This window comes from Pseudomonas gingeri (genome assembly GCF_013386165.1).
Classification (GTDB): domain Bacteria; phylum Pseudomonadota; class Gammaproteobacteria; order Pseudomonadales; family Pseudomonadaceae; genus Aquipseudomonas; species Aquipseudomonas gingeri_C.
In genome coordinates, this window is record NZ_JACAOS010000012.1 from 75,964 (window position 1) to 97,045 (window position 21,082).

The 21,082-nt window shown below is 63.2% G+C and carries 21 protein-coding genes; 9 read left to right on the plus strand and 12 right to left on the minus strand.

The genetic code is table 11. From position 1 onward, the window contains the following. The first annotated feature begins 54 nt into the window (after window positions 1-54). A complete protein-coding gene (locus HX866_RS10900) occupies window positions 55-1,020 on the plus strand; it encodes an NAD-dependent epimerase/dehydratase family protein (protein WP_177139520.1) in 966 nt (321 codons plus the stop codon). A gap of 49 nt (window positions 1,021-1,069) precedes the next feature. Here the strand turns inward: HX866_RS10900 and HX866_RS10905 are convergent, their stop codons facing one another. Beyond that, window positions 1,070-1,774, minus strand: coding sequence for a cyclase family protein (locus HX866_RS10905; RefSeq protein WP_177139522.1), 705 nt, complete (start codon window positions 1,772-1,774; stop codon window positions 1,070-1,072). Between the two features lie 426 nt (window positions 1,775-2,200). On the opposite strand from HX866_RS10905, the gene HX866_RS10910 reads away from it, so the two are divergent. Next, window positions 2,201-2,545: a DUF6124 family protein gene (locus tag HX866_RS10910; protein WP_177105269.1), complete on the plus strand. Its 345-nt coding sequence runs from the start codon at window positions 2,201-2,203 to the stop codon at window positions 2,543-2,545. A 268-nt stretch (window positions 2,546-2,813) separates the two neighbouring features. Here HX866_RS10910 and HX866_RS10915 read toward each other — a convergent pair whose 3' ends face one another. After that, complete coding sequence (locus tag HX866_RS10915) at window positions 2,814-3,725, minus strand: AraC family transcriptional regulator (RefSeq protein WP_177139524.1); 912 nt, start codon at window positions 3,723-3,725, stop codon at window positions 2,814-2,816. Window positions 3,726-3,829: 104 nt separating this feature from the next. Here HX866_RS10915 and HX866_RS10920 point away from each other — a divergent pair, with 104 nt between their 5' ends. The 7 genes from HX866_RS10920 (at window position 3,830) to HX866_RS10950 (ending at window position 11,707) form a co-directional block, all read left to right on the plus strand. Then, window positions 3,830-4,390, plus strand: coding sequence for a carboxymuconolactone decarboxylase family protein (locus tag HX866_RS10920; RefSeq protein ID WP_177105272.1), 561 nt, complete (start codon window positions 3,830-3,832; stop codon window positions 4,388-4,390). 49 nt (window positions 4,391-4,439) lie between these two features. Further along, window positions 4,440-5,510, plus strand: coding sequence for an acyl-CoA dehydrogenase family protein (locus HX866_RS10925; RefSeq protein ID WP_177139526.1), 1,071 nt, complete (start codon window positions 4,440-4,442; stop codon window positions 5,508-5,510). Beyond that, window positions 5,507-6,328: an ABC transporter ATP-binding protein gene (locus tag HX866_RS10930; protein ID WP_177139528.1), complete on the plus strand. Its 822-nt coding sequence runs from the start codon at window positions 5,507-5,509 to the stop codon at window positions 6,326-6,328. Before HX866_RS10925 ends, HX866_RS10930 begins: the two co-directional genes overlap by 4 nt. Continuing rightward, a complete protein-coding gene (locus HX866_RS10935; RefSeq protein WP_177139530.1) occupies window positions 6,315-7,514 on the plus strand; it encodes an ABC transporter substrate-binding protein in 1,200 nt (399 codons plus the stop codon). Before HX866_RS10930 ends, HX866_RS10935 begins: the two co-directional genes overlap by 14 nt. Continuing rightward, a complete protein-coding gene (locus tag HX866_RS10940; RefSeq protein WP_177123730.1) occupies window positions 7,514-8,278 on the plus strand; it encodes an ABC transporter permease in 765 nt (254 codons plus the stop codon). The genes HX866_RS10935 and HX866_RS10940 overlap by 1 nt, the downstream gene beginning before the upstream one ends. 349 nt (window positions 8,279-8,627) lie before the next feature. Next, window positions 8,628-10,370 carry an ABC transporter permease gene (locus HX866_RS10945; RefSeq protein ID WP_177105276.1) on the plus strand — a complete coding sequence of 581 codons (1,743 nt, stop codon included), beginning with the start codon at window positions 8,628-8,630 and terminating at the stop codon, window positions 10,368-10,370. Between the two features lie 14 nt (window positions 10,371-10,384). Continuing rightward, complete coding sequence (locus HX866_RS10950) at window positions 10,385-11,707, plus strand: ABC transporter ATP-binding protein (protein WP_177093562.1); 1,323 nt, start codon at window positions 10,385-10,387, stop codon at window positions 11,705-11,707. 117 nt (window positions 11,708-11,824) lie between these two features. Here HX866_RS10950 and HX866_RS10955 read toward each other — a convergent pair whose 3' ends face one another. The 10 genes from HX866_RS10955 to HX866_RS11000 form a co-directional block, all read right to left on the minus strand. After that, window positions 11,825-12,403: a DUF4337 domain-containing protein gene (locus HX866_RS10955; RefSeq protein ID WP_177093563.1), complete on the minus strand. Its 579-nt coding sequence runs from the start codon at window positions 12,401-12,403 to the stop codon at window positions 11,825-11,827. 70 nt (window positions 12,404-12,473) lie between these two features. Beyond that, window positions 12,474-14,333: a DAHL domain-containing protein gene (locus HX866_RS10960; protein WP_177093564.1), complete on the minus strand. Its 1,860-nt coding sequence runs from the start codon at window positions 14,331-14,333 to the stop codon at window positions 12,474-12,476. Window positions 14,334-14,422: 89 nt separating this feature from the next. Next, window positions 14,423-16,648, minus strand: coding sequence for a type II secretion system secretin GspD (gene gspD, locus HX866_RS10965; protein ID WP_177139771.1), 2,226 nt, complete (start codon window positions 16,646-16,648; stop codon window positions 14,423-14,425). Window positions 16,649-16,745: 97 nt separating this feature from the next. After that, window positions 16,746-17,237: a general secretion pathway protein GspN gene (locus HX866_RS10970; RefSeq protein ID WP_177139532.1), complete on the minus strand. Its 492-nt coding sequence runs from the start codon at window positions 17,235-17,237 to the stop codon at window positions 16,746-16,748. Continuing rightward, entirely contained in the window at window positions 17,234-17,857 is a 624-nt protein-coding gene (gspM, locus tag HX866_RS10975; RefSeq protein WP_177105279.1) for a type II secretion system protein GspM, read from the minus strand. The genes HX866_RS10970 and gspM overlap by 4 nt, the downstream gene beginning before the upstream one ends. A gap of 4 nt (window positions 17,858-17,861) precedes the next feature. Beyond that, window positions 17,862-18,929 (minus strand): PilN domain-containing protein, encoded by a 1,068-nt coding sequence (locus HX866_RS10980; protein ID WP_177139534.1) that lies wholly within the window; start codon window positions 18,927-18,929, stop codon window positions 17,862-17,864. After that, the gene (locus HX866_RS10985; RefSeq protein ID WP_177139536.1) at window positions 18,926-19,636 is read right to left on the minus strand and encodes a general secretion pathway protein GspK; all 711 of its coding nucleotides are present in this window, start codon (window positions 19,634-19,636) and stop codon (window positions 18,926-18,928) included. Before HX866_RS10985 ends, HX866_RS10980 begins: the two co-directional genes overlap by 4 nt. Beyond that, entirely contained in the window at window positions 19,633-20,262 is a 630-nt protein-coding gene (locus tag HX866_RS10990) for a prepilin-type N-terminal cleavage/methylation domain-containing protein (RefSeq protein WP_177105282.1), read from the minus strand. Before HX866_RS10990 ends, HX866_RS10985 begins: the two co-directional genes overlap by 4 nt. Continuing rightward, window positions 20,259-20,630: a type IV pilus modification PilV family protein gene (locus tag HX866_RS10995; protein ID WP_177139538.1), complete on the minus strand. Its 372-nt coding sequence runs from the start codon at window positions 20,628-20,630 to the stop codon at window positions 20,259-20,261. Before HX866_RS10995 ends, HX866_RS10990 begins: the two co-directional genes overlap by 4 nt. After that, the gene (locus HX866_RS11000; protein WP_177139540.1) at window positions 20,627-21,082 is read right to left on the minus strand and encodes a GspH/FimT family pseudopilin; all 456 of its coding nucleotides are present in this window, start codon (window positions 21,080-21,082) and stop codon (window positions 20,627-20,629) included. The genes HX866_RS10995 and HX866_RS11000 overlap by 4 nt, the downstream gene beginning before the upstream one ends.

The window sequence follows — 21,082 nt, forward strand, 5'->3', positions numbered from 1 at the left end:
TCCTGAAGGGGGAGGGCCAGACTCTGCTCATCGTCACCTTTGTGGAGCATCGACATGGCAGCAATGAGCAACAAGGTTCTGGTATTGGGCGCCGGCGGCGGCATTGGCGGCGAAGTGGCGCGGCAATTGCGCGATGGCGGCTGGCAGGTGCGGGCGCTCAAGCGGGGTTTGGCGACGGCGGCTGAACAGCGCGACGGCATTCAGTGGTTGAGTGGCGATGCCCTCAACCGTGACGACGTGGTGCGGGCGGCGCAGGGTTGCAGCGTGATCGTGCACGCGGTGAACCCGCCGGGTTATCGGCATTGGGCCGAGCAGGTGTTGCCGATGATCGACAACACGATTGCGGCGGCACGTATTGCCGGTGCGACCATTGTGTTGCCGGGTACGGTCTACAACTACGGCCCGGATGCGTTTGCCGCATTGGACGAACAGACGGCGCAACGTCCCTTGACCCGCAAGGGGCGAATTCGCGTCGAGCTTGAGCAGCGCTTGCAAGACGCGGCGCGGGACGGAGTTCGAGCGATTGTCGTGCGGGCAGGGGACTTCTTTGGACCGCAGGCCGGCAGCAGCTGGCTTTCCCAGGGGATGATCAAGCCGGGGCAGGCGGTGAAAGTGATCAATCTGCCGGGCGATCCGGGCGTCGGGCATCAGTGGGCCTATCTGCCGGATGTAGCGCGGACCATGGTCGAGTTGTTGGAGCGGCGGCAGGCCCTGGCGCCCTTTGCGACCTTTCATATGGCGGGGCACTGGGACGCTGACGGCACCCGGATCGCGGCCGCTATCACCCGCTTGGTCGAGCGCGCGGGCGGCCAGGCGAAACTGCGGCGTTTTCCCTGGTGGCTGGTGGGACTGGTCTCGCCGTTTGTGACCACCTTTCGCGAAATGCTGGAGATGCGCTACCTGTGGCGTCAGCCGGTGCGGATGAACAATGCCCATCTGTTGAGTGTACTGGGAGCGGAGCCGCATACGTCGTTGGATCAGGCGGTGGAAGCGACGTTGAAGGGCGCCGGGTGTTTGTAAGGGCTGTTCACCTGCCCTGTGGATCAAAGGTTCTCGACCCCAAGCGCGGTCAGGGCACAAAGGCCAGCACGGAGGCGGGGGAGCCGGATCCGTCCTTGAGTTTCAGAATCCCAATGACCAGTGTGGTACCCAGGGCGGGCAATTGATCCAGATGAGTCAGGCACTCGAGGACAATGCCGTTTTTCGCCAGGACCTGGTGGTTGGCGGCAAAGCCCGTGTTCTGGCCGGGATCGACCCCATGAGTGTCGATCCCGACCCCGGCGACCCCGCGCTCTTCAACCAGTAGCTTTGCCGCGTCGGCACCGATCCCGGGGAAGTGCAGGCCACCGTGCTCATCTTCATTGAAGAAACGCTTGGGATCGTCCCACAGCGCTTGCCACCCGGTATGGAACAGCACGATAGAGCCCTCGGCGATACGACCATGGGCCTGTTCCCAGCGCTCGATGTCTTGAGGGCTGATCACGTAGTCGGGGTCGGCCTGCGCCTGCCCCCGCACATCGATCACCACGGCTGCCCGCACCAGCGACTCCGGCTTGTAGGCATCGATCCCGATACCCTCGGGGTGAAAACTGTTGGGCGCATTCATATGGGTGGCGCTGTGTTCGCCCATGCTGAAACTGCGCAGGTAGTAACCGTCTTGTTCCTGTGAGGCTACACCACTGAAGGTGACGGCAGGATCGTGGGGCCAAAGGGGGATGGACGGGGTAATGACGTGGCTCAGATCGATGATTTTTTGAAACTGGATGCTGTGCATTCCTTTGACTCCCGACCCTTGGTGAAAGGGTTGAGGATACCCGGCAGCGCGTGATGACCCAATACTGCAAGGTGGCGGGAGTCGCTTAGTGCTTGATTTGCAAGACGGCTCGCTTTCCATTGAGTGAAATTTCCTAGAAACTTCTACCTTGTTGCTCCTGGCAGAACCGGTGGCTAATCTGCATCTTGTCGCCGCAAATCGGTGATACGGACGTGCAAGTCCGGAATTCTGTTATGACGCACAACGCCCTTGTCACGCCTGGGCGTTTTTGCAGTCTGCCTCTTTATGGTGGCTGTGCGCGGGAGACCTTCGGGTCTGCCGGGTGTCCTAACAGACCTGGTCTTGCACACCTGCGTACAGCTGCCACCCTCATTCGTGTGCAAGCGAGAAGGTGTCGGCTCCTTATCTCTGTTAGGAGTTTCAGACATGTTCAAGGTCACGCCCAATCCTCCTTTACCTCACGTCGAAACCATCGATCCGCAAATCGTTGACCGTGTGTTGGCGCATTACAATTTGTCGCCGGGCACGAATTCGAAACGGTGCGGTGCGAACTCCATCCGTAAGAACAACTCCGAACCCGAAAGTCGTGAAGAAGTCCTGGTCGATGCCAGTTCGATTCTGGAGTCTGCCGCGGCCACTGCCTACGAGCATGCCGATAACCTCTCAGACGCTGATCGCAAGGTGGCGATGGGCGTGGTACGTCTGATCGAACTGGCTCAGGGGCGGGTGGATTCGGTGTTGGAGAGGGAGTTTACCAGCGGCGTTCGCTGATCCCCGAAGACGGGCCGCGGCCTAACGCGACCTCAAGTCTGGCCGAGATTTGTGGCGAGCGGGCTTGCCCGCGCTGGGGCGCGAAGCGGCCCTGAAACCTGAGAGCTCGGTACATCAGGTAGACCGAGTTGAGGGGGGGCGGCTGCTTCGCAACCGAGTGCGGGCAAGCCCGCTCGCCACAACATCGCGCTCGGCTTCAGATTCTCTTAACTGACAGGCATTGGAGGCACTGTCCTTGATTTGGCTTCCAGCGATTGCGATGTCACATTCACCGCCCCTCATGCTGCCGACGATAAGCCCCCGGCTGCACCCCCAGGGCTTTGGCAAACGCCCGGGTAAACGCTGCAATCGACTGATACCCCACCGCCGCGCACACCTGCTCCACGGTGTTATTGGCCCGCAGCAACTGACACCCATGGCGCATGCGCAACGCCAGCAGCACTTGCCCCGGTGACTGCCCGGCCAGTTCATTGAAGCGCTTGAAAAACGCCGAACGCGACATCCCGGTACAAGCCGCCATGCTTTCCAGCGACCAACTCTCCCCAGGCCGTTCGATCAACTGTTCCAGCAACGGCGCAAACCCCGGATGCCGCGCCAGTGCCACCAATCCGCCCAGGCTCTGGTTATCCGCCACCTCCTGACGCAGCACATACAGAAACAGCAGGTGACTCAAACGCTCCAGCAGCGCCGAGGAGGGCGCCGGCAGCCGCTCGCACTCGGCTAATATCAGCCCGAACAACGCCCGCGCCGCACTCAGCGACGGATCGCCCGCCCGCAGGACGATCCAGTCCGGCAGCCCGTCGATAATCAATGACGACAGCCCGGACTTGAAATGAAAGAACCCGCACACCAGCCCCACGCCATCCTGGGCGGCGCTGTCCAGCCCGGCCATTGTCTGGCGCGGCAAGCGTTGCGCTTCTACGCTGCTTTGGGCACTGGAGAGCCGATAATCCAGGTCCCGCAGCAAAAACACCGCGTCCCCGGCCTCCAGTCGCAGGCTCTCTGGCTGCCCATCAATATGCAGCCAGCAATGCCCCTGCACGATCAAGTGGAAACTCGCCCGCGCCAGGCCATGGGTGCTGGCGTGCCAGCCGCCGCAGTAACGGCCCACGTGAAACAGGCTCGTATCCAGTTCCAGGCCTTCTAATAACCAATCAACCAGTGGGCTCGACGAAATCATCTAATGGAAACACTCAGGAGCAAGTAATCGCTACTTTTGAATATGGATCGGAATTCTTATAACCAACAGACTTACCCGATCACCCTACAACAGGAGTCCACTCGATGTCGCGCGTCACTCTTCACACGCTGCAAAGCGCTCCCGAAGCGGCCAAGCCCTTCCTGGAAAACGCCCAGAAGAACTCCGGGTTCATCCCCAATCTGCTCGCGGTGCTCGCCAATGCCCCGGCGGCGCTGGAAACCTACGTTACGGTATCGGCGCTCAATGGCAAGGCCGAGCTGAGTCTGGCCGAACGCGAGGTGGTGCAACTGGTGGCCGCCACCACCCACGGCTGCGACTTCTGCGTTGCCGGGCACACGGCGGTGGCGTTGAACAAGGCCAAGTTGCCGGCTGAAGTGGTCGAGGCCTTGCGCGGGCAGGACGAACTGCCCCAGGAAAAACTCGAAGTTCTCGCCGCCTTCGCCCGGGAGGTGATCGCCACCCGGGGCAATGTCAGTGATCAGGCTTTCAGCGAGTTCCTCGCCGCCGGCTACACCCAGGGCAATGCCCTGGAAGTGATCCTCGGGGTGAGCCTGGCCACGCTGTGCAATTTCGCCAATGTCTTCGCCCGCACGCCGCTCAATCCTGAGCTGGCGCAATACCGTTGGCCATCGACGGATCAATGATGTTTCAGCGTCAGCTATCATTCGACGCTGTCTTCAAGGAGAAAACGACATGGCCAATCCGGCATTGAGTCAATGGCTGGACGCACAAGCCCAGGCCCTGGACCTGGGGCAGTGCGACCCACAGGATGTGATTTCCCGGCTGGCGACGGCGAAGGTGCTGCGGGTCGGTGTGCCGCAAGCCCTGGGCGGCAGCGGTGGCACGGTGGCCGACGCGGTGGAAAGCATCGCCGAGGTGGCCAGCCATTCCCTGGCGGCGGCCTTTGTGTTCTGGGGCCAGCGAGCCTTTATCGAGTACCTGCTGCACAGTCCCAACACGACTTTGCGCGATCATCTGCTGCCGTCGCTGCTCAGCGGCGAGCTGGCCGGTGCCACCGGGCTATCGAATGCGATGAAATTCCTCTCGGGGATCGAGTCACTGCAACTGCGGGCCCGCGATCAGGGTGATGGCTGGTGCCTGGACGGCCGCCTGCACTGGGTGACCAATCTGCGCAAAAGCGGTTTTGTGGTGGCCGCCGCCATCGAACGGGAAGAGGGCGGCGCACCCTTCGTCCTGGCGATGCCGGATGCGCTGAGCGGCCTGCAACGCTCGGATGACTTGCAACTGATGGGCTTGCAGTCGAGCAATACCGCCGCATTGGATTTCAAACAGGTGGAAGTCAGCCGCGACTGGTTGCTGCACGACGATGCCCGGGTCTTTCTGCCGGCGGTGCGCCCGGCATTTCTCGGCTTGCAGTGCGGTATGTCCATTGGCTTGGCGCGTCAGGCCTTGAACGAAGTGGATGGCCATCTGCAGGACACGCGCTCGATTCTGCGTGAACCCTTGCTGGAGCAACGCCACAACCTTGAACAAACGGTGGAAGCACTCAGGGACGGCTTGCACGACGGACGCTTCCTGGCCCAGCCGAGCGCCTTGTTCCAGATCCGTATCAATCTGGCCGAATCCGTCGCCCAGGCGGTGCAACTGGAATTGCAGGCCAGCGGCGGCAAGGCCTATCTGAACGAGCACGGCAGCGGCTTCGCCCGACGTTGGCGGGAGTCGGCCTTTGTGCCGATCGTCACCCCGAGCCTGGTGCAACTGCGCGCCGAACTGCAACGTCAGGCCCGGGATACGGCAGCATGAGTGTGCCGTTGCTGGATGCCCGTCAGATCAGCCTCGGCTACCCCCGCGAGCAGGGCTGGCAAACCGTGCTGGAAGGTTTCGACCTGCAACTGCAAGCCGGCGAAGTGGTGTCGATCCTTGGCCCCAGCGGCGTCGGAAAATCCAGCCTGCTGCGGGTCCTGGCGGGTTTGCAGACGGCCCATGAAGGCCATGTGCATTTTCTCGGCGAAGCCCTGAGCGGCCCACACCCACGAGTGGCGGTGGCTTTCCAGGACCCCAGCCTGCTGCCGTGGCTGAGCCTGGAAAAGAACGTCGCCTTCGGTTTGGACTTTGCCCGCCAGCCGCACCTGGGCGCACCAGAGCGCAAGGCGCGGATCGACCACGCGATTGCCGCCGTCGGCCTGCAACACGCCCGGGGCCAGTACCCGGCGCAGTTGTCCGGCGGCATGGCCCAGCGTACCGCCCTGGCGCGTTGCTTGGCCCGCCAGCCGCAGGTGTTGTTGCTGGACGAGCCCTTCGGCGCCCTGGATGAAGTGACGCGCACCGACATGCAGCAACTGCTGCTGGAAGTGATTGCCGAGCACGACACCGCCGCCGTGCTGATCACCCACGACATTGATGAAGCCCTGCTGCTCTCCGACAGGATTCTGCTACTGGGCCACAGCCCGGCGCGAACCCTCGGCGAGTGGCGTATCGACCTGCCTCAGCCGCGTGCCGAGCTGGTGGAGGAACTGGGCGCCCTGCGTATTGAGATTCTCAAGACCCTTCGGCGGGCCAGCCGCACCTCACCCTCTCACTCTTTGCTCGAACCGTCGGAGATGACCCATGTGCCTGGATGATTTCACCCACACACGTCGTGACTTCCTCAAACTCAGCGCCTTGCTGACCGCCGGCGGCGCCTTGCCGCTGCTCAACAGCCTGCAAGCCCGCGCCGCGTCGGAGCCCAACGCGCCGGTGCGAATCGGCTACCTGCCGATCACCGACGCCACGCCGCTGCTGGTGGCGCATAACAACGGCCTGTTCGAAGCCGAAGGCATCCAGGCCGAACGGCCGGTGTTGCTGCGCAGTTGGGCCCAGGTGATCGAGGCGTTTATTTCCGGGCAGGTCAACGTGATTCACCTGCTGTCGCCGATGACCGTCTGGGCCCGCTACGGCAGCAAGGTGCCGGCCAAGGTGGTGGCCTGGAACCATGTCGGCGGTTCCGGCCTGACCGTGGCGCCGGGGATTACCGACGTCAAGCAACTGGGCGGGCAGTCGGTGGCGATTCCGTTCTGGTACTCGATCCACAACGTGGTGGTCCAGCAACTGTTGCGTGACAACGGCCTGCAACCGGTGACCAAGGCCGCCAACAGCATGCTGGCGGCCAACGAGGTCAACCTGGTGGTGCTGCCGCCTTCGGACATGCCGCCGGCGTTGGCGAGCAAGCGCATCGCCGGCTACATCGTCGCCGAACCGTTCAATGCCCTGGCCGAGGAGCTGAAGGTCGGTCGAGTGCAGCGCTTCACCGGCGATATCTGGCGCAACCATGCCTGCTGCGTGGTGTTCATGCACGAGCAGGACCTGAACAACCGTCCCGAGTGGTCGCAGAAGGTGGTCAACGCCATCGTCAAGGCCCAGCTCTGGACCCGTGACAACCGCGCCGAGGCGGCCCAATTGCTCTCCAAGGACGGCGCCAATCGCTACACGCCGCACACCCCGCAAGTGCTCACTCGGGTGCTGGCGCCGAGCGCCGCCGAGCGCGACGCCTACCTCGTCAGCGGGGCGATCCGGCACGGCAATTGGGACGAGCAGCGCATCGACTTCCAACCCTATCCCTTCCCCAGCTACACCGAGGAGCTGGTCAAACGCCTCAAGGACACCTTGATCGAAGGCGACAAGGGGTTCCTCGCCGGTCTCGATCCACAGCAGACCGCCCGCGACCTGGTGGATGATCGCTTTGTGCGCAACAGCCTGGCAGCCGTGGGCGGACTCAAGGCCTTCGGCTTGCCGGACAGCTTTGAGCGTAGCGAGGAGTTCGGCATTTGATCCGCAAGCCTTCCGCATCGCTCCTGCATTGGGCGCTGGGCGTGGCGGGGTTGCTCTGCCTGTTGCTGCTCTGGTGGCTGGGGGTGCGCTTGTTCGGCAGCCCCGACGGCCTGTCGGCGCGCTTCTCGCCCGAAGCGACGTTGACCAGCCTGGTGGAGTTGCTCGGTCGTGCCGAGCTGTATGAAAACGTCCTGGTCAGCCTCAAGCGCATCCTGATCGGCTTGCTGCTGGCCTTGTTGGTCGGCGTGCCGCTGGGGCTGCTGATCGGCAGCTACCGCCACCTGGAGGCGGCGACGACCCCGGCGTTCCAGTTCCTGCGGATGATTTCGCCGTTGTCCTGGATGCCGGTGGTGGTGATGCTGATGGGGGTGGGCGACCAGCCGATCTACTTCCTGCTGGCCTTTGCCGCCGTCTGGCCGATCCTGCTCAACACCGCGGCCGGGGTGCGCCAGCTCGATCCGCGCTGGTTGCAACTGAGCCGCAGCCTCAGCGCGACCCGCTGGGAAACCCTGCGCCAGGTGATCCTGCCGGGTGTGCTCGGCCATGTGCTGACCGGCGTGCGGCTGTCCATCGGGATTCTCTGGATCGTCCTGGTGCCCTGCGAAATGCTCGGGGTCAGCGCCGGCCTGGGCTATTTTATCCTCGATACTCGAGACCGCCTGGCCTATTCCGAGCTGATGGCCATGGTGCTGCTGATCGGCGTACTGGGGTTCGCCCTCGATGCCTTGGCGCGGGGGCTGCATCGGCGTTGGGCACATGCCTGACGCTATCGTCTCAATTTATAAGTAATTTACATTACTGTAACATTTTGAAATGTATAATCCCGCGCTGAAGCACCCCCTCACGTTTCAACCGCCACCCCCAGGAGATTCGAACTTGGACCCTGCCCATTCTCGGTGGGCCACGTAGCGGGATTTACAATGGGATACCGCCGGTGCAGCCGTTGCCCCGGTATCCAGTCTGTAGCGTTCAGTACGTGGCCTTGTTTCGACGATTTTCCAACCACTTCTTCAGGATGTGCTGTGCTTAGACTGCCGGCGCCGCATTGCTTTGTGCGCTTGTCTCCTGAGGTTCGTGGGCCTGTATGTCAGAACGCTGCTGGAATCATTGACGATGAATAAAGTATTACGCCATTACATCCCGGCAAGTACGCGGCGCTTGCTGCCCAATCGCTGGGATCTGATCGCGCTGCCGCTGGTGGTGGGATTCCTGCTGTTTTTCTCGATCGGCGCACGGGAGACCTGGGCCCCGATCGACACCTTGCAGACCCAGGTCATTTCCCTCGATCCGGCCAACCTGCCGGAATATGCGATCCGGACCACCCTGCGGATGCTGGCGGCGATGATCGCGTCACTGGTCTTCACGTTCATCTACGGGACGCTGGCGGCGAAGAACCGCCGTGCTGAAAAACTCCTGGTGCCGGTGCTGGATATCCTGCAATCGGTGCCGGTGCTGGGTTATATCTCGTTCACCGTGACCTTCTTTCTCCTGCTGTTTCCCGGCCGGGTGCTGGGCGCCGAGTGCGCGGCGATCTTTGCGATCTTCACCAGCCAGGCCTGGAACATGACGTTCAGCTTCTATCAGTCGCTGCGCATGTTGCCGCGTGACCTGACAGAGGTTTCCGAGAGCCTGCACCTGTCCGGCTGGCAGAAATTCTGGAAGCTCGACGTGCCATTCGCCATGCCCGGGTTGGTCTGGAACATGATGATGAGCATGTCCGGCGGCTGGTTCTTCGTGGTGGCGTCGGAGGCGATTACCGTCGGTGACAAGACCATCACCCTGCCGGGGATCGGTTCCTACCTGGCCACGGCCATTGAGCAGCGTGACCTCACCGCCGTGGGCTATGTGATCCTGGCGATGGTGGTGGTAATCCTGATCTACGACCAGTTCCTGTTCCGTCCGCTGGTGGCCTGGGCGGACAAGTTCCGTATGGAAGACACTGCGGCCCAGGGTGGCGCACCGGAATCCTGGGTGCTCAACCTGATCCAGCGGACCCGGATCATCCAGCGTCTGATCCGCCCGGTTTCACGGGGGCTGACCCGTATCGGCCATCTGCGCCTGAGCCTGCCCAGCGTCAAGGCGCGGGCGAGTGCCTCGAGCGCGTCGACCTCGCGGGTGATCGACTGGGTCTGGGGTCTGTTCATCGGTGCGCTGGCCTTGTATGCGCTGTATCACATCGCCCTCTACGTCGGCAGCGAAGTGAGCTTCGCCGATGTCGGCGAGGTCATCGGCCTGGGCGCGATCACGCTGGTGCGGGTGACCTTGCTGATTGGCGTTGCTTCGCTGATCTGGGTGCCGCTGGGGGTGATGATCGGCCTGCGTCCGCGCCTGGCCGAGAAGATCCAGCCATTGGCCCAGTTCCTCGCGGCGTTTCCGGCGAACCTGTTGTTTCCGGTGTTCGTCATCGTGATCCTGCACTTCAAGCTGAACCCGGATATCTGGCTGAGCCCGCTGATCGTGCTCGGTACCCAGTGGTACATCCTGTTCAACGTGATCGCCGGCGCCAGTGCCTTCCCCAACGACTTCCGTGAAGCCGCCGCGAACTTCCATATCCGTGGCTGGCAGTGGTGGCGCAAGGTCATGTTGCCGGGGATCTTCCCGTATTACGTCACCGGTGCGATCACCGCTTCCGGTGGTGCGTGGAACGCCAGTATCGTTTCCGAGTTTGTTTCCTGGGGGCAGGACAAGGTCGTGGCCCATGGCCTGGGGGCTTACATCGCCCAGACCACGGCAGCCGGCGACTTTCCGAAAATCACCCTGGGCGTCGTGGTCATGTCGGTCTTTGTGGTGGCCTTCAACCGTTTGATCTGGCGACCGATGTACGCCATCGCCGAAAACAAACTTCGTCTGAATTAATCCGAGCCGCTCTCATGAACAGTCATATCGAATACACCAGCAGCGCCCGTGAAATCTACTCGCTCACCAACGTGAGCAAGGGCTTTGGCAACGGCAAGGACGAACGTCAGGTACTCAGTGAAGTCGACCTGCACCTGCACGAAGGCGAAGTCGTCGGGCTGCTGGGGCGCTCGGGCTCCGGCAAGTCGACCTTGCTGCGGATCATTGCCGGCCTGATCCAGCCGACTTCCGGCGAAGTGCTCTACAACGGCGAAGCCCTGGACGGCCCGGCCAAGGGCGTGGCGATGGTGTTCCAGACCTTCGCCCTGTTTCCCTGGCTGACGGTGCTTGAAAACGTTGAAGCCGGTTTGCAGGCCCTGCAGGTCGAGCCCAAGGAGTCGCGCAAGCGCGCGCTGGCGGCCATCGACCTGATCGGCCTCGACGGTTTTGAAAACGCCTACCCGCGCGAGCTGTCCGGCGGCATGCGCCAGCGTGTGGGTTTTGCCCGTGGCCTGGTGGTCAACCCGACTCTGTTGCTGATGGACGAACCGTTTTCCGCCCTTGATGTGCTCACCGCCGAAAACCTGCGGACCGACCTGCTGGAGTTGTGGAGCGGCGGGCAACTGCCGATCAAGTCGATCCTGATTGTGACCCACAACATCGAGGAAGCGGTGCTGATGTGCGACCGCATCCTGGTGCTGTCGTCCAACCCGGGGCGCGTGGTGGCGCAGATCAAGGTGCCGTTCGCCCACCCGCGCAACCGCCTGGACCCGATCTTCCGCAAGATGGTCGACGATATCTACGCGCTGATGACCAACCGTCGCAGTGCCGACGAGCGCACCGGCAAGGCCGAGCTGCAATTGGGTAGCCGCCTGCCGGAAGTCCCGACCAACCTGATGGCCGGTCTGATCGAAGCCCTGGCGGCCGAGCCTTACCATGGCCATGCCGGTTTGCCGAACGTGGCCGAGCGGCTGCTGCTGGAGGTCGATGACCTGTTCCCGGTGGCCGAGATGCTCGAGCACCTGGGCTTTGCCGAACTGCGTGGGGCTGATATCAAGCTCACCGACTCGGGCAAGCGTTTCGCCGACGACGGTACCCAGGAGCGCAAGGTGATGTTTGCCGAGCACCTGCTGCGCACCGTGCCCCTGGCGGCGCGCATTCGCCAGGTGTTGCAGGAGCGTAACGGACACTGGGCGCCGCGGGTGCGTTTCGAGCAGGAGTTGGAAGACTCCCTCAGCGAAGACTTCGTCGAGCAGACCCTGGAAAGCGTGATCAGCTGGGGCCGTTACGCCGAGATCTTCTCCTACAACGACACCACCGAAACCTTCAGCCTGGAAGACGTGGAAGGCGAGATCTGACAGGCAACCCTGTGCCCTTGAAGCTGGTCTTGCTTGAGCTGACGCCTTCGCGAGCAAGCCGGCTCCTACAAGGCGCCTCGTTAAACCGAAGTCCCAGGGGCCGGCCGGTTCAGTGCTTCAGATATGCGCCGCAGCCAGGCCGCCGAGTACCACGCTTACACCGGCGGCGGTGTAGGCCAGGCGTTTGAGCCATTCCTTGCGGGTCAGCAGGGTGATCGCCGCCAGCGAAATGGCAATCTGGATCGCCGTCATTGCCTGGGCCCAGCGATGGTGCTGGTGCAGGACTTCTTCGGATTTGTCATCCCACTCGCGACTCTTGGCTTCCAGGCCCTCGGCTTTCTGCCGCACGACTTCCTTTTCCTTCTTGTAACGCTCGACCTCGGCGGTGTAATGCGCGGCGTCCAGGCCCGGGATATGGCTGGCCATTTCCGAGAGGTTCTGCCGGCTGGACTTGGCCTGGTAGTAATTCCACTGGTTGGCGGCCTCGGTCTTGAAGATCGCGGCGTTGTTCTTGTCCATCGCCGCTTCGCTTTCCGTGGAGCCCGCCTGGTAGCTGAGCATGGCGCCAATGGTCGCCATGATTGCGGTCATCACCGCGATCCGGCTGGCAAAGCCGTCACCGCGTGCATGGGCATGTTCGGTGGTGTGTTCGACGTGTTTTTCGTGAGGGCTTGGGACTTCGAAGTTTTCAGTCATCAGAGATGGATCTTTGGGTGTAAAAGGGCGGGATCGAAGTGTAAAGCCAGTGCTGGCGGAAGGCTCTCTCTCATTGATGAATATTCGAATATGCCGGCGCCGGGGCAGTGCCCGTCATAGGCCGCTCCTCCTGCAGGTGGATGGTTTGCAGGGGGATATCCAGGGTGAATAGCGCGCCTTTGCCCGCGCCGTCACTGTGTACGTAGAGGCGGCCGTCCATCTCGATCGCCGCCAGGGCACAACTGTGCAGGCCAAAGCCGTGGCCGTCCTTGCGGGTGGTGAAACCATGGGTAAAGATCCGCGCGAGGTTTTCCGCGGGGATGCCTTCGCCCTCATCCTTGACGGTGATGCGCAAGGTCTTGCCGTCGATGATGCGTACGCCCAGGGTGATGTCCCGTTCGCGGTTGGTCAGGTCGGACACCGCGTACTTGGCGTTGCTGATCAGGTTGATCAGGATCAGCAGCAGCCGGTGCTTGTCGCCGAGGAAGGTCGGGACCGGCTGGTAGTCCTTGTGCACCGTGACCTTGTGCCGGTTCAGGGCCCCTGAGTTCATGCGCAGGGCATCTTCGAACAGGTCGGTGATGTTCACCGCTTCGAGCAGCTTGGCCGCACCGGCATAGGATTGCTGGGTGGCGACGATTTCCTTGATGTGATCGACGCTTTTACTCAATTGCGCCAGTTCCTGGATGATCTCCGTCTGCTCGGTGGCGACGGCGGCGGCCAGTGAGTTGAGGTAGGCGGGCAGCAGTTTGCCTTTTTCATCATGGCTGACGAAGTCCCCGAGGTCATCCGGGTGCTCGTTCATCAACTGAACCGCCTTGGTCAGCCCCTGGGCCTTGCTGGAACGGACCTTGCGGGTCACCAGGTCGGCGGAGATGTTCACGCTGTTAAGTACGTTGCCGACGTTATGCAGGACGTTGGTTGCGATTTCCGCCATGCCCGCCGTACGCGCGGCGTCCATCAGCTCGCTCTGGGCTTCCTTGAGTTCGCGGGTACGTTCCTCGACGCGCTGTTCGAGGCGTTCGTTGGACAGTTGCAAGGCGCTGTTCATCTGGTTGATCAGCCCATAGCTACGTAGCTGGCGAATGATCAGGTAGAACACCAGCATGGCCATCAGGGCCGCACACACACTCAGATAGATCAGGTACTGGCGGTCCTGGAGCTCGGCGCGGCGCTGGATTTCATTCAACAGTTCGTTGATGCCGTCGAGGCTGGCGGCCACCGGGATAAAACCGATGCGGTCGAGCAGGTCATTGACCTGGGGTTGCTCGTGCACCACGACATTGGCCTGGTCGATCAACTTGTCGATGGTCGGGCTCAAGGTCGCCGGCAGACTGGCCTTTTGTGTCGCCAGGTGCTGGATCTGCCGTTCGATCTTGTCGGCTTTGCCATTGGACACGTGCTGCGCATATTCCAGCGCGCTCAAGGTCAGTTTCGAGGCGCTGTAGAGCACGCTGAGGGTTTCCACCGGGTGCTCGACGCTGAAGGGTTCCAGGTCGGCCTGGATGGTCTCCTCGATGGCCGACAGGGTTTCCAGATCATCGCGCAAGGCGGTGTTGTGGGCCTGGAACTGTTCGATCAGCTTGTTCTTTTCCGCCGTGGCGTCCAGGTAGGCTTTCTTGCGCGCCTGCCAGATGCCGGAGCTCTCCAGGGAGCTGTTCTGCGCGACCAATTGATCCCAGCGTCGGCTGGAGTCGGCGATGGGGATGGCGAGCAGGTTGTAATTGTATTCGTCGCTGATCCGGGTCTTGAGAATCTTCGCGTCGAGCCTGGCATCCAGCTGCTTGAGCTGGCGGATCAGGTCGCGGGACTCGAAGTAGGTGGAGGTTTCGCGGGAAAAGGCCTTGAGCAGCAGGAACGCCAGGAGACTGACCAGAATGGCAAACAGGGTGACCAGCGCCGCACTTCTGTATCGGCTCCATCGCATCATTGGGTACTTCCTTTGTCCGGTTGACGTGGCGGCTTCTGGCTCTTGCCGCAAAGTGTAGTGCCACGGCGTCCCCAGGTCCTGGAAAAGTGTCATTTCTTTGCATGGGCGGCGTTTGCGGAGTGGGCGTCCAGGGGTTTCATCAGTTGTAACTGCTGGCGGTACTCGTCGGTGACCTGCCGGGCCTCGCTGTTGCCGGTGATCACCCGGGGGGTGATCAGCACGATCAGTTCCGAGCGGCCGTGCTGGCGCTGGGTATTGCCGAACAACCACTGCAGGCCGGGGATCTTCCCCAGGTAAGGAACACTGTTGTCGGTGACGCTTTCGTTCTGCTTGATCAGGCCGCCGAGGAGGATGGTCTGCCCGCTTTGCACCGCCACCTGGGTCGAGACGGCGCGGGTCGAGATGGTCGGATTGCCGTTGGCATCGACGGTGGTACTGGCATCGCTGACCTGTTGCTGGATATCCATGTACACCAGGCCGCCCGGATTGATCCGTGGGATGACATCGAGAATCACCCCGGTCTGGATGTATTGCACTGAGCTGGTGCTGACGGTGGTGGTGTTGGTGTTGATGGTGGTCTGATTGATCGGAATATTGTCGCCGACCTGGATCTGCGCCTGTTCATTGTTCATCACCACCAGCGAGGGCGCCGACAACACCCGGGTGTTGCCGTTGGTTTCCAGGGCGTGCAGGGCCACCTGCAGGTTGTTGCTGACAAACGAGTAGAACAACGCATCCGTGGCCCCGAGGCTCGCGCCCCCCTGGCCCAGGGCGCCCTGGCTACCGGAGGCGTTGGCGATGCCGGCGGTCGTCGAGTTGCCGGCCAGGCGCCCGAGGTACCACTGCACGCCGAGGTTCAGCGAGCCACTCAGGCCGACTTCGAGAATCCGCGTTTCGATCTGCACCTGCAGGGGCGGGTTGTCGAGTCGCTGGATCGCCGACTGGATCTCGGCCCATTGGCTCGGGCGGCTGCGCACCAGCAGTTGGTTGCTGCTTTTCTGCGCGGTGATGCGCACCGAATTGGTCGGGTTGTTGGCATTGACCGGGGCGCGCGCGGTATTCGCTGGAGCGGGCGGGCCGAGCTGCAAGTCGTCGGTTCGCTCCGGCGAGGTGCTCGCCGTGCTGCTAACCGGCGGTGGCAGGCCGCCGGTGCCGGTGGTGCCGGACAACCCCGGGTTGCTGCCGGTGGCGCTGCCCAGACCACTACCGAAACCGTTGCTGGTCAGGGTCACCGTCCGCAGTCCCGGCGCGACCTGGGCGGCGCCTTCTTCGGTGACCGCTTCATCGCTGTAGATCTGGCGCAGGTAGCGGGCCAGGTCCGTGGCCTTCATGTTACGCACGTCATACACATACATCTGCGGTTCGTCGCCGCCGCCCTGGTCGATGGTGTCGATCCAGCGACGGACGTCGTTCAGGTATTCCGGCTGTGGCGAAATGGCGACAATCGCATTGGTCCGCTCGATGGGCAGGAAACGCAGCATGCCGGCCAGCGGGGTACCACTCTGGGCGCCGAACAGACGCTCAAGCTCGGGCATCAATTGGCTGACATTGGCGCGTTTGAGGCCGAACACACCGATGGACATGCCCTTGAGCCAGTTGACGTCGAAGGTGTTGATGGTCTGCTGGTAGTTGTTCAGTTCGTCCGGCGTGCCGGCCATCACCAAGGCATTGCGCGAGGTGTCGACGTCGAGAAAGGCACTCTCCCGGGCAAACGGCTTGAGCAGCTTCTGCATTTCCAGCGGCGAGATGTACTCCAGCACGAAAAAGCGCGCGGTCAGGCCGCTGCCCGGTTCCGGGATCGACTGGCGGGGCGTGAGCTGGCCGGCGACCGCCTGGTTGGCCGGGAGGATCAGGTAGCGTTCGCCCTGGCGGATGATCGCGTTGTTGGTCCAGGACAAGAGGGTTTCAAGAATGGAAAACGCCTGGGCCTTGTCCACCGGCTTTGAAGTCGAGAAGGTCACCTCGCCGGTCACGCCCTGGCCGATGCTGTAGTTCTCCTTGAGCACATCGCCGAGGATGGTGTTGACCACCGCCTGGATCGGCACGCCGGCAAAATTGAAGGTTGTGCCGCCGTCGCCCTGGGGCGCCGTCGGCGGCTTGAGCGGGGTGCTGCCGCGCGCCACCAGGCTCTGGCTGCCGCGGATGATCTGTGCTCCCGGGGGCGGTGCCGCCAGGGGCGCGGCCACGACATTGGCCCGGGACAGCGTCGCCGCCAGGGGCGGGCGATCAGGCCCGGTGCCGGCCAGGCCGTCGCGCAGCAGTTGGTCGTCATGCACCTCATCGGTCACGGGCGCGATGCAGCCGGCGAGCAGCATGAAGCTGAGAAGGCAAGGGTAGGCGGCGCGTTTGCTCACATTGATTCATCCTTGTACGGCCCTTACGGCACCTGCGGTGCGGGGTACCGAAGTGGTCTTAATGCACGGCGCTGGCCGGCAATTTCAAAACGGGAAGGCTCAGTTCCTGCTGGCTGGACTTGAAACTCAGGGACACGGTTTGCGTGGTGATCCGTTCGATGCGCCAGCCATTGGGCAAGGTGTCGCCTTGCGCGACGCTCAGGCTCTTGCCCTCCTTGGTCTTGAACAGCGCCTTGCGCAAGGTCTGGGAGACGGCGATGCCATTCAGCGAAAAACCGGCGAGCGATTGCGTGTCGTGTTCGTTCCAGGCCACCGGGTCGGGTTTGCGGTCGCGATTGAACAGCGAGTGCCCCCAGATCTCGGCATAGGACTCCAGCGTCGGCGTTTCCAGGACCGTGGCCGGTGCGCTCGGCGAGGCCGGCAGGGGATGAGCCAACTCGGGGTACCACTCGATGCCCGCGCCCAGGCCCTCGAACAAGGCGAGGCACAGGGCTGCCAGCGACACCACGAGGACGCTCAGCCAAAACGTCGGTCGGCCCGGGGTTTTCATGGGGTTGGCTTCCCTTTCCTGAGCGGAGGATTTTTATCCGGCGGGTTGTTCAGGTAGGCGCCGATTTGCAGTTGCACCGCCAGGCGGTGATTGGCGTCGGGGGCCGGCGTGGGGTTGCGGCGAATACTCAGGGTGTCGACAAACAGCGCCACCGGCTGGTTTTCCAGTTCATAGAGCAGGCCCGCCAGGGGTTCGATGGCACAGTCGAGGTTGAGGCTGACCTTGACCTGGCGGTATGGCGCGCTGTCGAGGACCGGGATTGGCATGCGATTGGTCAGGCTGCAGTCTCCGCCCTCGGGCGCCAGGGCCTGGAGTTTTGCCGTCACCAATTGCATCAGCTGTGCGGTGGCCGCGCCGGTATCGGTGTCCGGCAGCAGGCTGTCGTTGCTGCTCGGCACGTTGCGGGCTTGTGCCAGCTGCGCTTCGAGGAGTGGGCGCTGGCGTTCCAGCGCCTGGTAGCGTTGGCGCTGGGCGCGTAGGGTGTCCATGTCCTCGCTGATCGACTGCAAGGGTGCGGTGAACCACCAATGAATGGCGATGAAGTAGGCCGCGATCAGCCCCAGCGCGGCCAGTAGCAAGGCCGCCCCGCGTTGGTCACGGTGTGTCAGGCGCAAGGGCATGGCGCTACTCCCGGGTATCCAGGTGGGCGGTCAGGTTGAGTCGATCCTGGCCTGTACTCGCGTCAGCCTGGATCACACCCTGGAACTGCAGGTTGCGCAGGTGCGTGCAGGCCTTCATCTTGCCGATCAGGTCACCGGCCTGGCTGCTTTGCGCGCTGAGGGTCAGGGTGCCCTGGGCATCGATATCCAACTGTTCCAGCCAGGTGTCGACGGGAATGCAGGCGGTCAGTTCCTGCAGCAGCGCGGTCCTGGACAGCGCCTGGGTCTTTTGCGTTTGTACGTAGCGCCCGGTGTCGAGGCGCTCGTTGAGCTGTTGGCGCAGTCCCTGAATCTGTTGGCTGTCGTTGCGCAGCGCAGCGACCTCGGCGTTCATGGCGTCCAGGGCCAATTGGCGGTTATGCACCCACATCAGCATGGCGGCCACCAGCAGCCCGGCGCCGAGCCAGGCCAACCTGAGCCGTAGTCGCCGGGTCGGATGCCACTCCTGGGGACGGCGCTGGGCGGGCAGCAGGTTGACGTGCAAGCGCGTGCCATTGCGATCCAGCGTGTCGATGGCATCGATCCGCAGGCCGTTGCGCGCCGCTTCATCGAGGATCGCATCGATCCGTTCGCGCAGGGCAACCACCAGGGTCAGCTCGAACACCGGCCGGGTGCGATCTTCTTGCGGGACGCGCAGCGTATCGAAATAGACCTGGGCTGCCTTGAACGGTGTGTACTTGTCCATCTCGAAGGCCAGCGCCGCATGGGCCTGGGCGGAAGCGGCCAGGGGCAGTTGCACGCGGCTGAGCAGGACCTGTTCACAGGGCATCAGCAGGACCTGGCGCCGGGTCGGGGCCGACGCGCTTGGGGCGACGTCCCCGCAAGCGTGATGCAAGGCCCCTTCGTGCCAGTGCAGCAGGTGTTCCTGGTTCGACGATTCCAGGTGCTCGCGCCAGCGTCGGGGCAGGCAGGCAATCAGTTCCCGGAGCCACCAACGCAGGAACACCGGCAGTCGGGAAGCTTGCCAGTGCTGCGCCAGCCGTGTGGTCGTGGTTTGCAGTGGGCCACGCCATGGCCTTTCGAGGGTCTTCATTCCTGCCACCGCAGTACGCGATAGAGTTGCGTGCCCTCGGCTTGTGGGTTGAGGAGAAAGGTCACGTTCAGGTTCGCGGCAAAAGGCGCCACCAGCACTGCCTGTATCTGTGCGCTGTAGATCTGGCCGGGCGAGCTTTCGAGCAGCGGCGCCGGCAGCTTGAGCGCGGCCCGCAGGAGGGCGGTGGCGTAAGTCGGGTCCGGTTGGGGCAGGCCGGTCCACAGCGTCAGGTTCGGCGCCAGTTGCCCATAGAGCGCGGAGTCCATGGCGGCGAACACCTGAAGTTGCTCGATGGCCGACAGCGGATCGTTGCGGGTGCGGCGAGCCAGCAGCTCCTGGGTCAGTTTGCGGCCTTGGGCGGGGCTGGCACCCAGATAACCCAGCACCTGGTTGAACGCTTCGGGGCTGACTTGATTGAGGTCGAGCTTGCCGCGTTCGCTGCGCAGTTCGACGGTCAGTTGCGCGTCTTCGAGGTTCAGGTGATAGGCACGTCCATCGGCGATCATCCCCGGCACCTTGGCCGCCAGGCTCTGTACCACCAGCGCCAGGCCGGACTCGGCGGCGAGCAGGGCACGGGCGTGTTGCAGGGCATAGGCACTCTGGCGGTTTTCCAGGCGTACCGTGCCGACCACCACGGCCATCATCAGGCTCAACAGTGCCAGGGCCCAGAGCGCCAGGACCAGAGCGGCCCCCCGTTGGCTGTTCATCGCGAGACCTGGGCTTCATCGAGGCCCAGGTTCATGCGCAGGGCGACCACCAGCGGCGGCCAGGGGATGGGGCCGTCGGCCTGCAAGTCGATACGTATCGCCAGCGGTAAACGCTCCGGCCAGGGCCAGCGGGGCAGCCAGCCGGTGGGCTGCGAGTGTGGGTCCAGGCCGCGGTAACTCAAGCGCCAACTGTCCAGGTTGGGCAGCAGGACCTGCGGTTCGCCCCAGGCATGCAGGCCCTGGGCGTCGAACTGGAAGAACGCCACCTGCAGGTCTTTTGAACCGTGGCGATTGTCCACCAGGGTGAACGCGTGCAGTTGCAGGCCGCCGGACAATCGCGCGGGCAGCGGGGCGACGAAGCGCATCTGTTGTGCTTCGCCGTCGAACACCTCGGCGAGGTTCTGCGCGTCCCGTAGAAACACCGCCGGATAGGCCTGTTGCACGGCACTTCTGAGGAAGTCCTGGGCCGAACGGACCTCGTTCAGACGATTGGAATAACGCTCGCCCAGGTCCTGGGTGCGGTTGCCGGCGGTCAGGGCCGAGGCGATCAGCACCATCAACAACCCGAGCAGGCTCAGGGCAATCAGCACTTCCAGCAAGGTGAAACCCCGTGGCCGCGACTTCATGGCGTGGTTCCTGGCTTGGGCCCCTGGGCGCGCCAGGTGACGAAGCGTTCCTGGCGATGGCCCTGTTCCAGCACCAGTTCCAGTCGGTAGAGGTCCACCGGCGGGATACCGGGCTGCGCGGTGGCGGTCAGTTGCCATTGCACCTGCGCCAGGTTGCCCTGCCAGTGCCCTGGCTTGAGCAGTTTGCGGCTCTGGTCGTCGAACAGGGTCTTGGCCAGCAGCGCCATGCGTGTGCTCTGTTCGTCGTGCAGCAAGGCCTGGGTCGTGGCGCCCATGGCATTGAGGTAGACGGCGAAGCCGATACTCAGCAGCACCACCGCCGCGAGCATTTCCAGGAGGGTGAAACCGCCTTGGTTCGGTGTTTTCATGGGCTGACACCGTCCTGCCCGCTGACCTTGCCGGTCAGCCAGGCGACATCCACCCGCCAATGGCTCGGGCCGCGTTCCAGATAGACATTGCCGCCACTGGAGCCGCCGTCGGGATAGAACTCGATCACGCCATCGCGGGATGACGACAGCTCGGCGGCGGTGGTCAGGCGCAGGTGCATCCCGGCGGGCAGTAAATGTTCGGCCTGGCCCTCGGCCCGATAGCTGTTGCGCATCAGGTCGAAGTGCAGGGCGGCCGGTTGGCCGTTCAGTACCGCCTGACTGCGCACGTTGCGCAGTGCCAGGCTCAGCTCGCGCTTGGCCTGGCGGTCACGGGCGTTGTCGAGGCCCGCGGCGACACTGTGGGCCAGCAGGCTGGCACCGATGGCGATGATCAGGATCACCACCAGCATTTCCAGCAGGGTGAAGGCCCGGGTACCGCGCGGCTTGGCCAT

What these genes read in the sequence shown, in the direction of transcription:
- HX866_RS10900 (WP_177139520.1), top strand. Translation starts at nt 55, where the DNA reads ATGGCAGCAATGAGCAACAAGGTTCTGGTATTGGGCGCCGGCGGCGGC.
- HX866_RS10905 (WP_177139522.1), bottom strand. Translation starts at nt 1,774, where the DNA reads ATGCACAGCATCCAGTTTCAAAAAATCATCGATCTGAGCCACGTCATT.
- HX866_RS10910 (WP_177105269.1), top strand. Translation starts at nt 2,201, where the DNA reads ATGTTCAAGGTCACGCCCAATCCTCCTTTACCTCACGTCGAAACCATC.
- HX866_RS10915 (WP_177139524.1), bottom strand. Translation starts at nt 3,725, where the DNA reads ATGATTTCGTCGAGCCCACTGGTTGATTGGTTATTAGAAGGCCTGGAA.
- HX866_RS10920 (WP_177105272.1), top strand. Translation starts at nt 3,830, where the DNA reads ATGTCGCGCGTCACTCTTCACACGCTGCAAAGCGCTCCCGAAGCGGCC.
- HX866_RS10925 (WP_177139526.1), top strand. Translation starts at nt 4,440, where the DNA reads ATGGCCAATCCGGCATTGAGTCAATGGCTGGACGCACAAGCCCAGGCC.
- HX866_RS10930 (WP_177139528.1), top strand. Translation starts at nt 5,507, where the DNA reads ATGAGTGTGCCGTTGCTGGATGCCCGTCAGATCAGCCTCGGCTACCCC.
- HX866_RS10935 (WP_177139530.1), top strand. Translation starts at nt 6,315, where the DNA reads ATGTGCCTGGATGATTTCACCCACACACGTCGTGACTTCCTCAAACTC.
- HX866_RS10945 (WP_177105276.1), top strand. Translation starts at nt 8,628, where the DNA reads ATGAATAAAGTATTACGCCATTACATCCCGGCAAGTACGCGGCGCTTG.
- HX866_RS10950 (WP_177093562.1), top strand. Translation starts at nt 10,385, where the DNA reads ATGAACAGTCATATCGAATACACCAGCAGCGCCCGTGAAATCTACTCG.
- HX866_RS10955 (WP_177093563.1), bottom strand. Translation starts at nt 12,403, where the DNA reads ATGACTGAAAACTTCGAAGTCCCAAGCCCTCACGAAAAACACGTCGAA.
- HX866_RS10960 (WP_177093564.1), bottom strand. Translation starts at nt 14,333, where the DNA reads ATGATGCGATGGAGCCGATACAGAAGTGCGGCGCTGGTCACCCTGTTT.
- gspD (WP_177139771.1), bottom strand. Translation starts at nt 16,648, where the DNA reads ATGCTGCTCGCCGGCTGCATCGCGCCCGTGACCGATGAGGTGCATGAC.
- HX866_RS10970 (WP_177139532.1), bottom strand. Translation starts at nt 17,237, where the DNA reads ATGAAAACCCCGGGCCGACCGACGTTTTGGCTGAGCGTCCTCGTGGTG.
- gspM (WP_177105279.1), bottom strand. Translation starts at nt 17,857, where the DNA reads ATGCCCTTGCGCCTGACACACCGTGACCAACGCGGGGCGGCCTTGCTA.
- HX866_RS10980 (WP_177139534.1), bottom strand. Translation starts at nt 18,929, where the DNA reads ATGAAGACCCTCGAAAGGCCATGGCGTGGCCCACTGCAAACCACGACC.
- HX866_RS10985 (WP_177139536.1), bottom strand. Translation starts at nt 19,636, where the DNA reads ATGAACAGCCAACGGGGGGCCGCTCTGGTCCTGGCGCTCTGGGCCCTG.
- HX866_RS10990 (WP_177105282.1), bottom strand. Translation starts at nt 20,262, where the DNA reads ATGAAGTCGCGGCCACGGGGTTTCACCTTGCTGGAAGTGCTGATTGCC.
- HX866_RS10995 (WP_177139538.1), bottom strand. Translation starts at nt 20,630, where the DNA reads ATGAAAACACCGAACCAAGGCGGTTTCACCCTCCTGGAAATGCTCGCG.
- HX866_RS11000 (WP_177139540.1), bottom strand. Translation starts at nt 21,082, where the DNA reads ATGGCCAAGCCGCGCGGTACCCGGGCCTTCACCCTGCTGGAAATGCTG.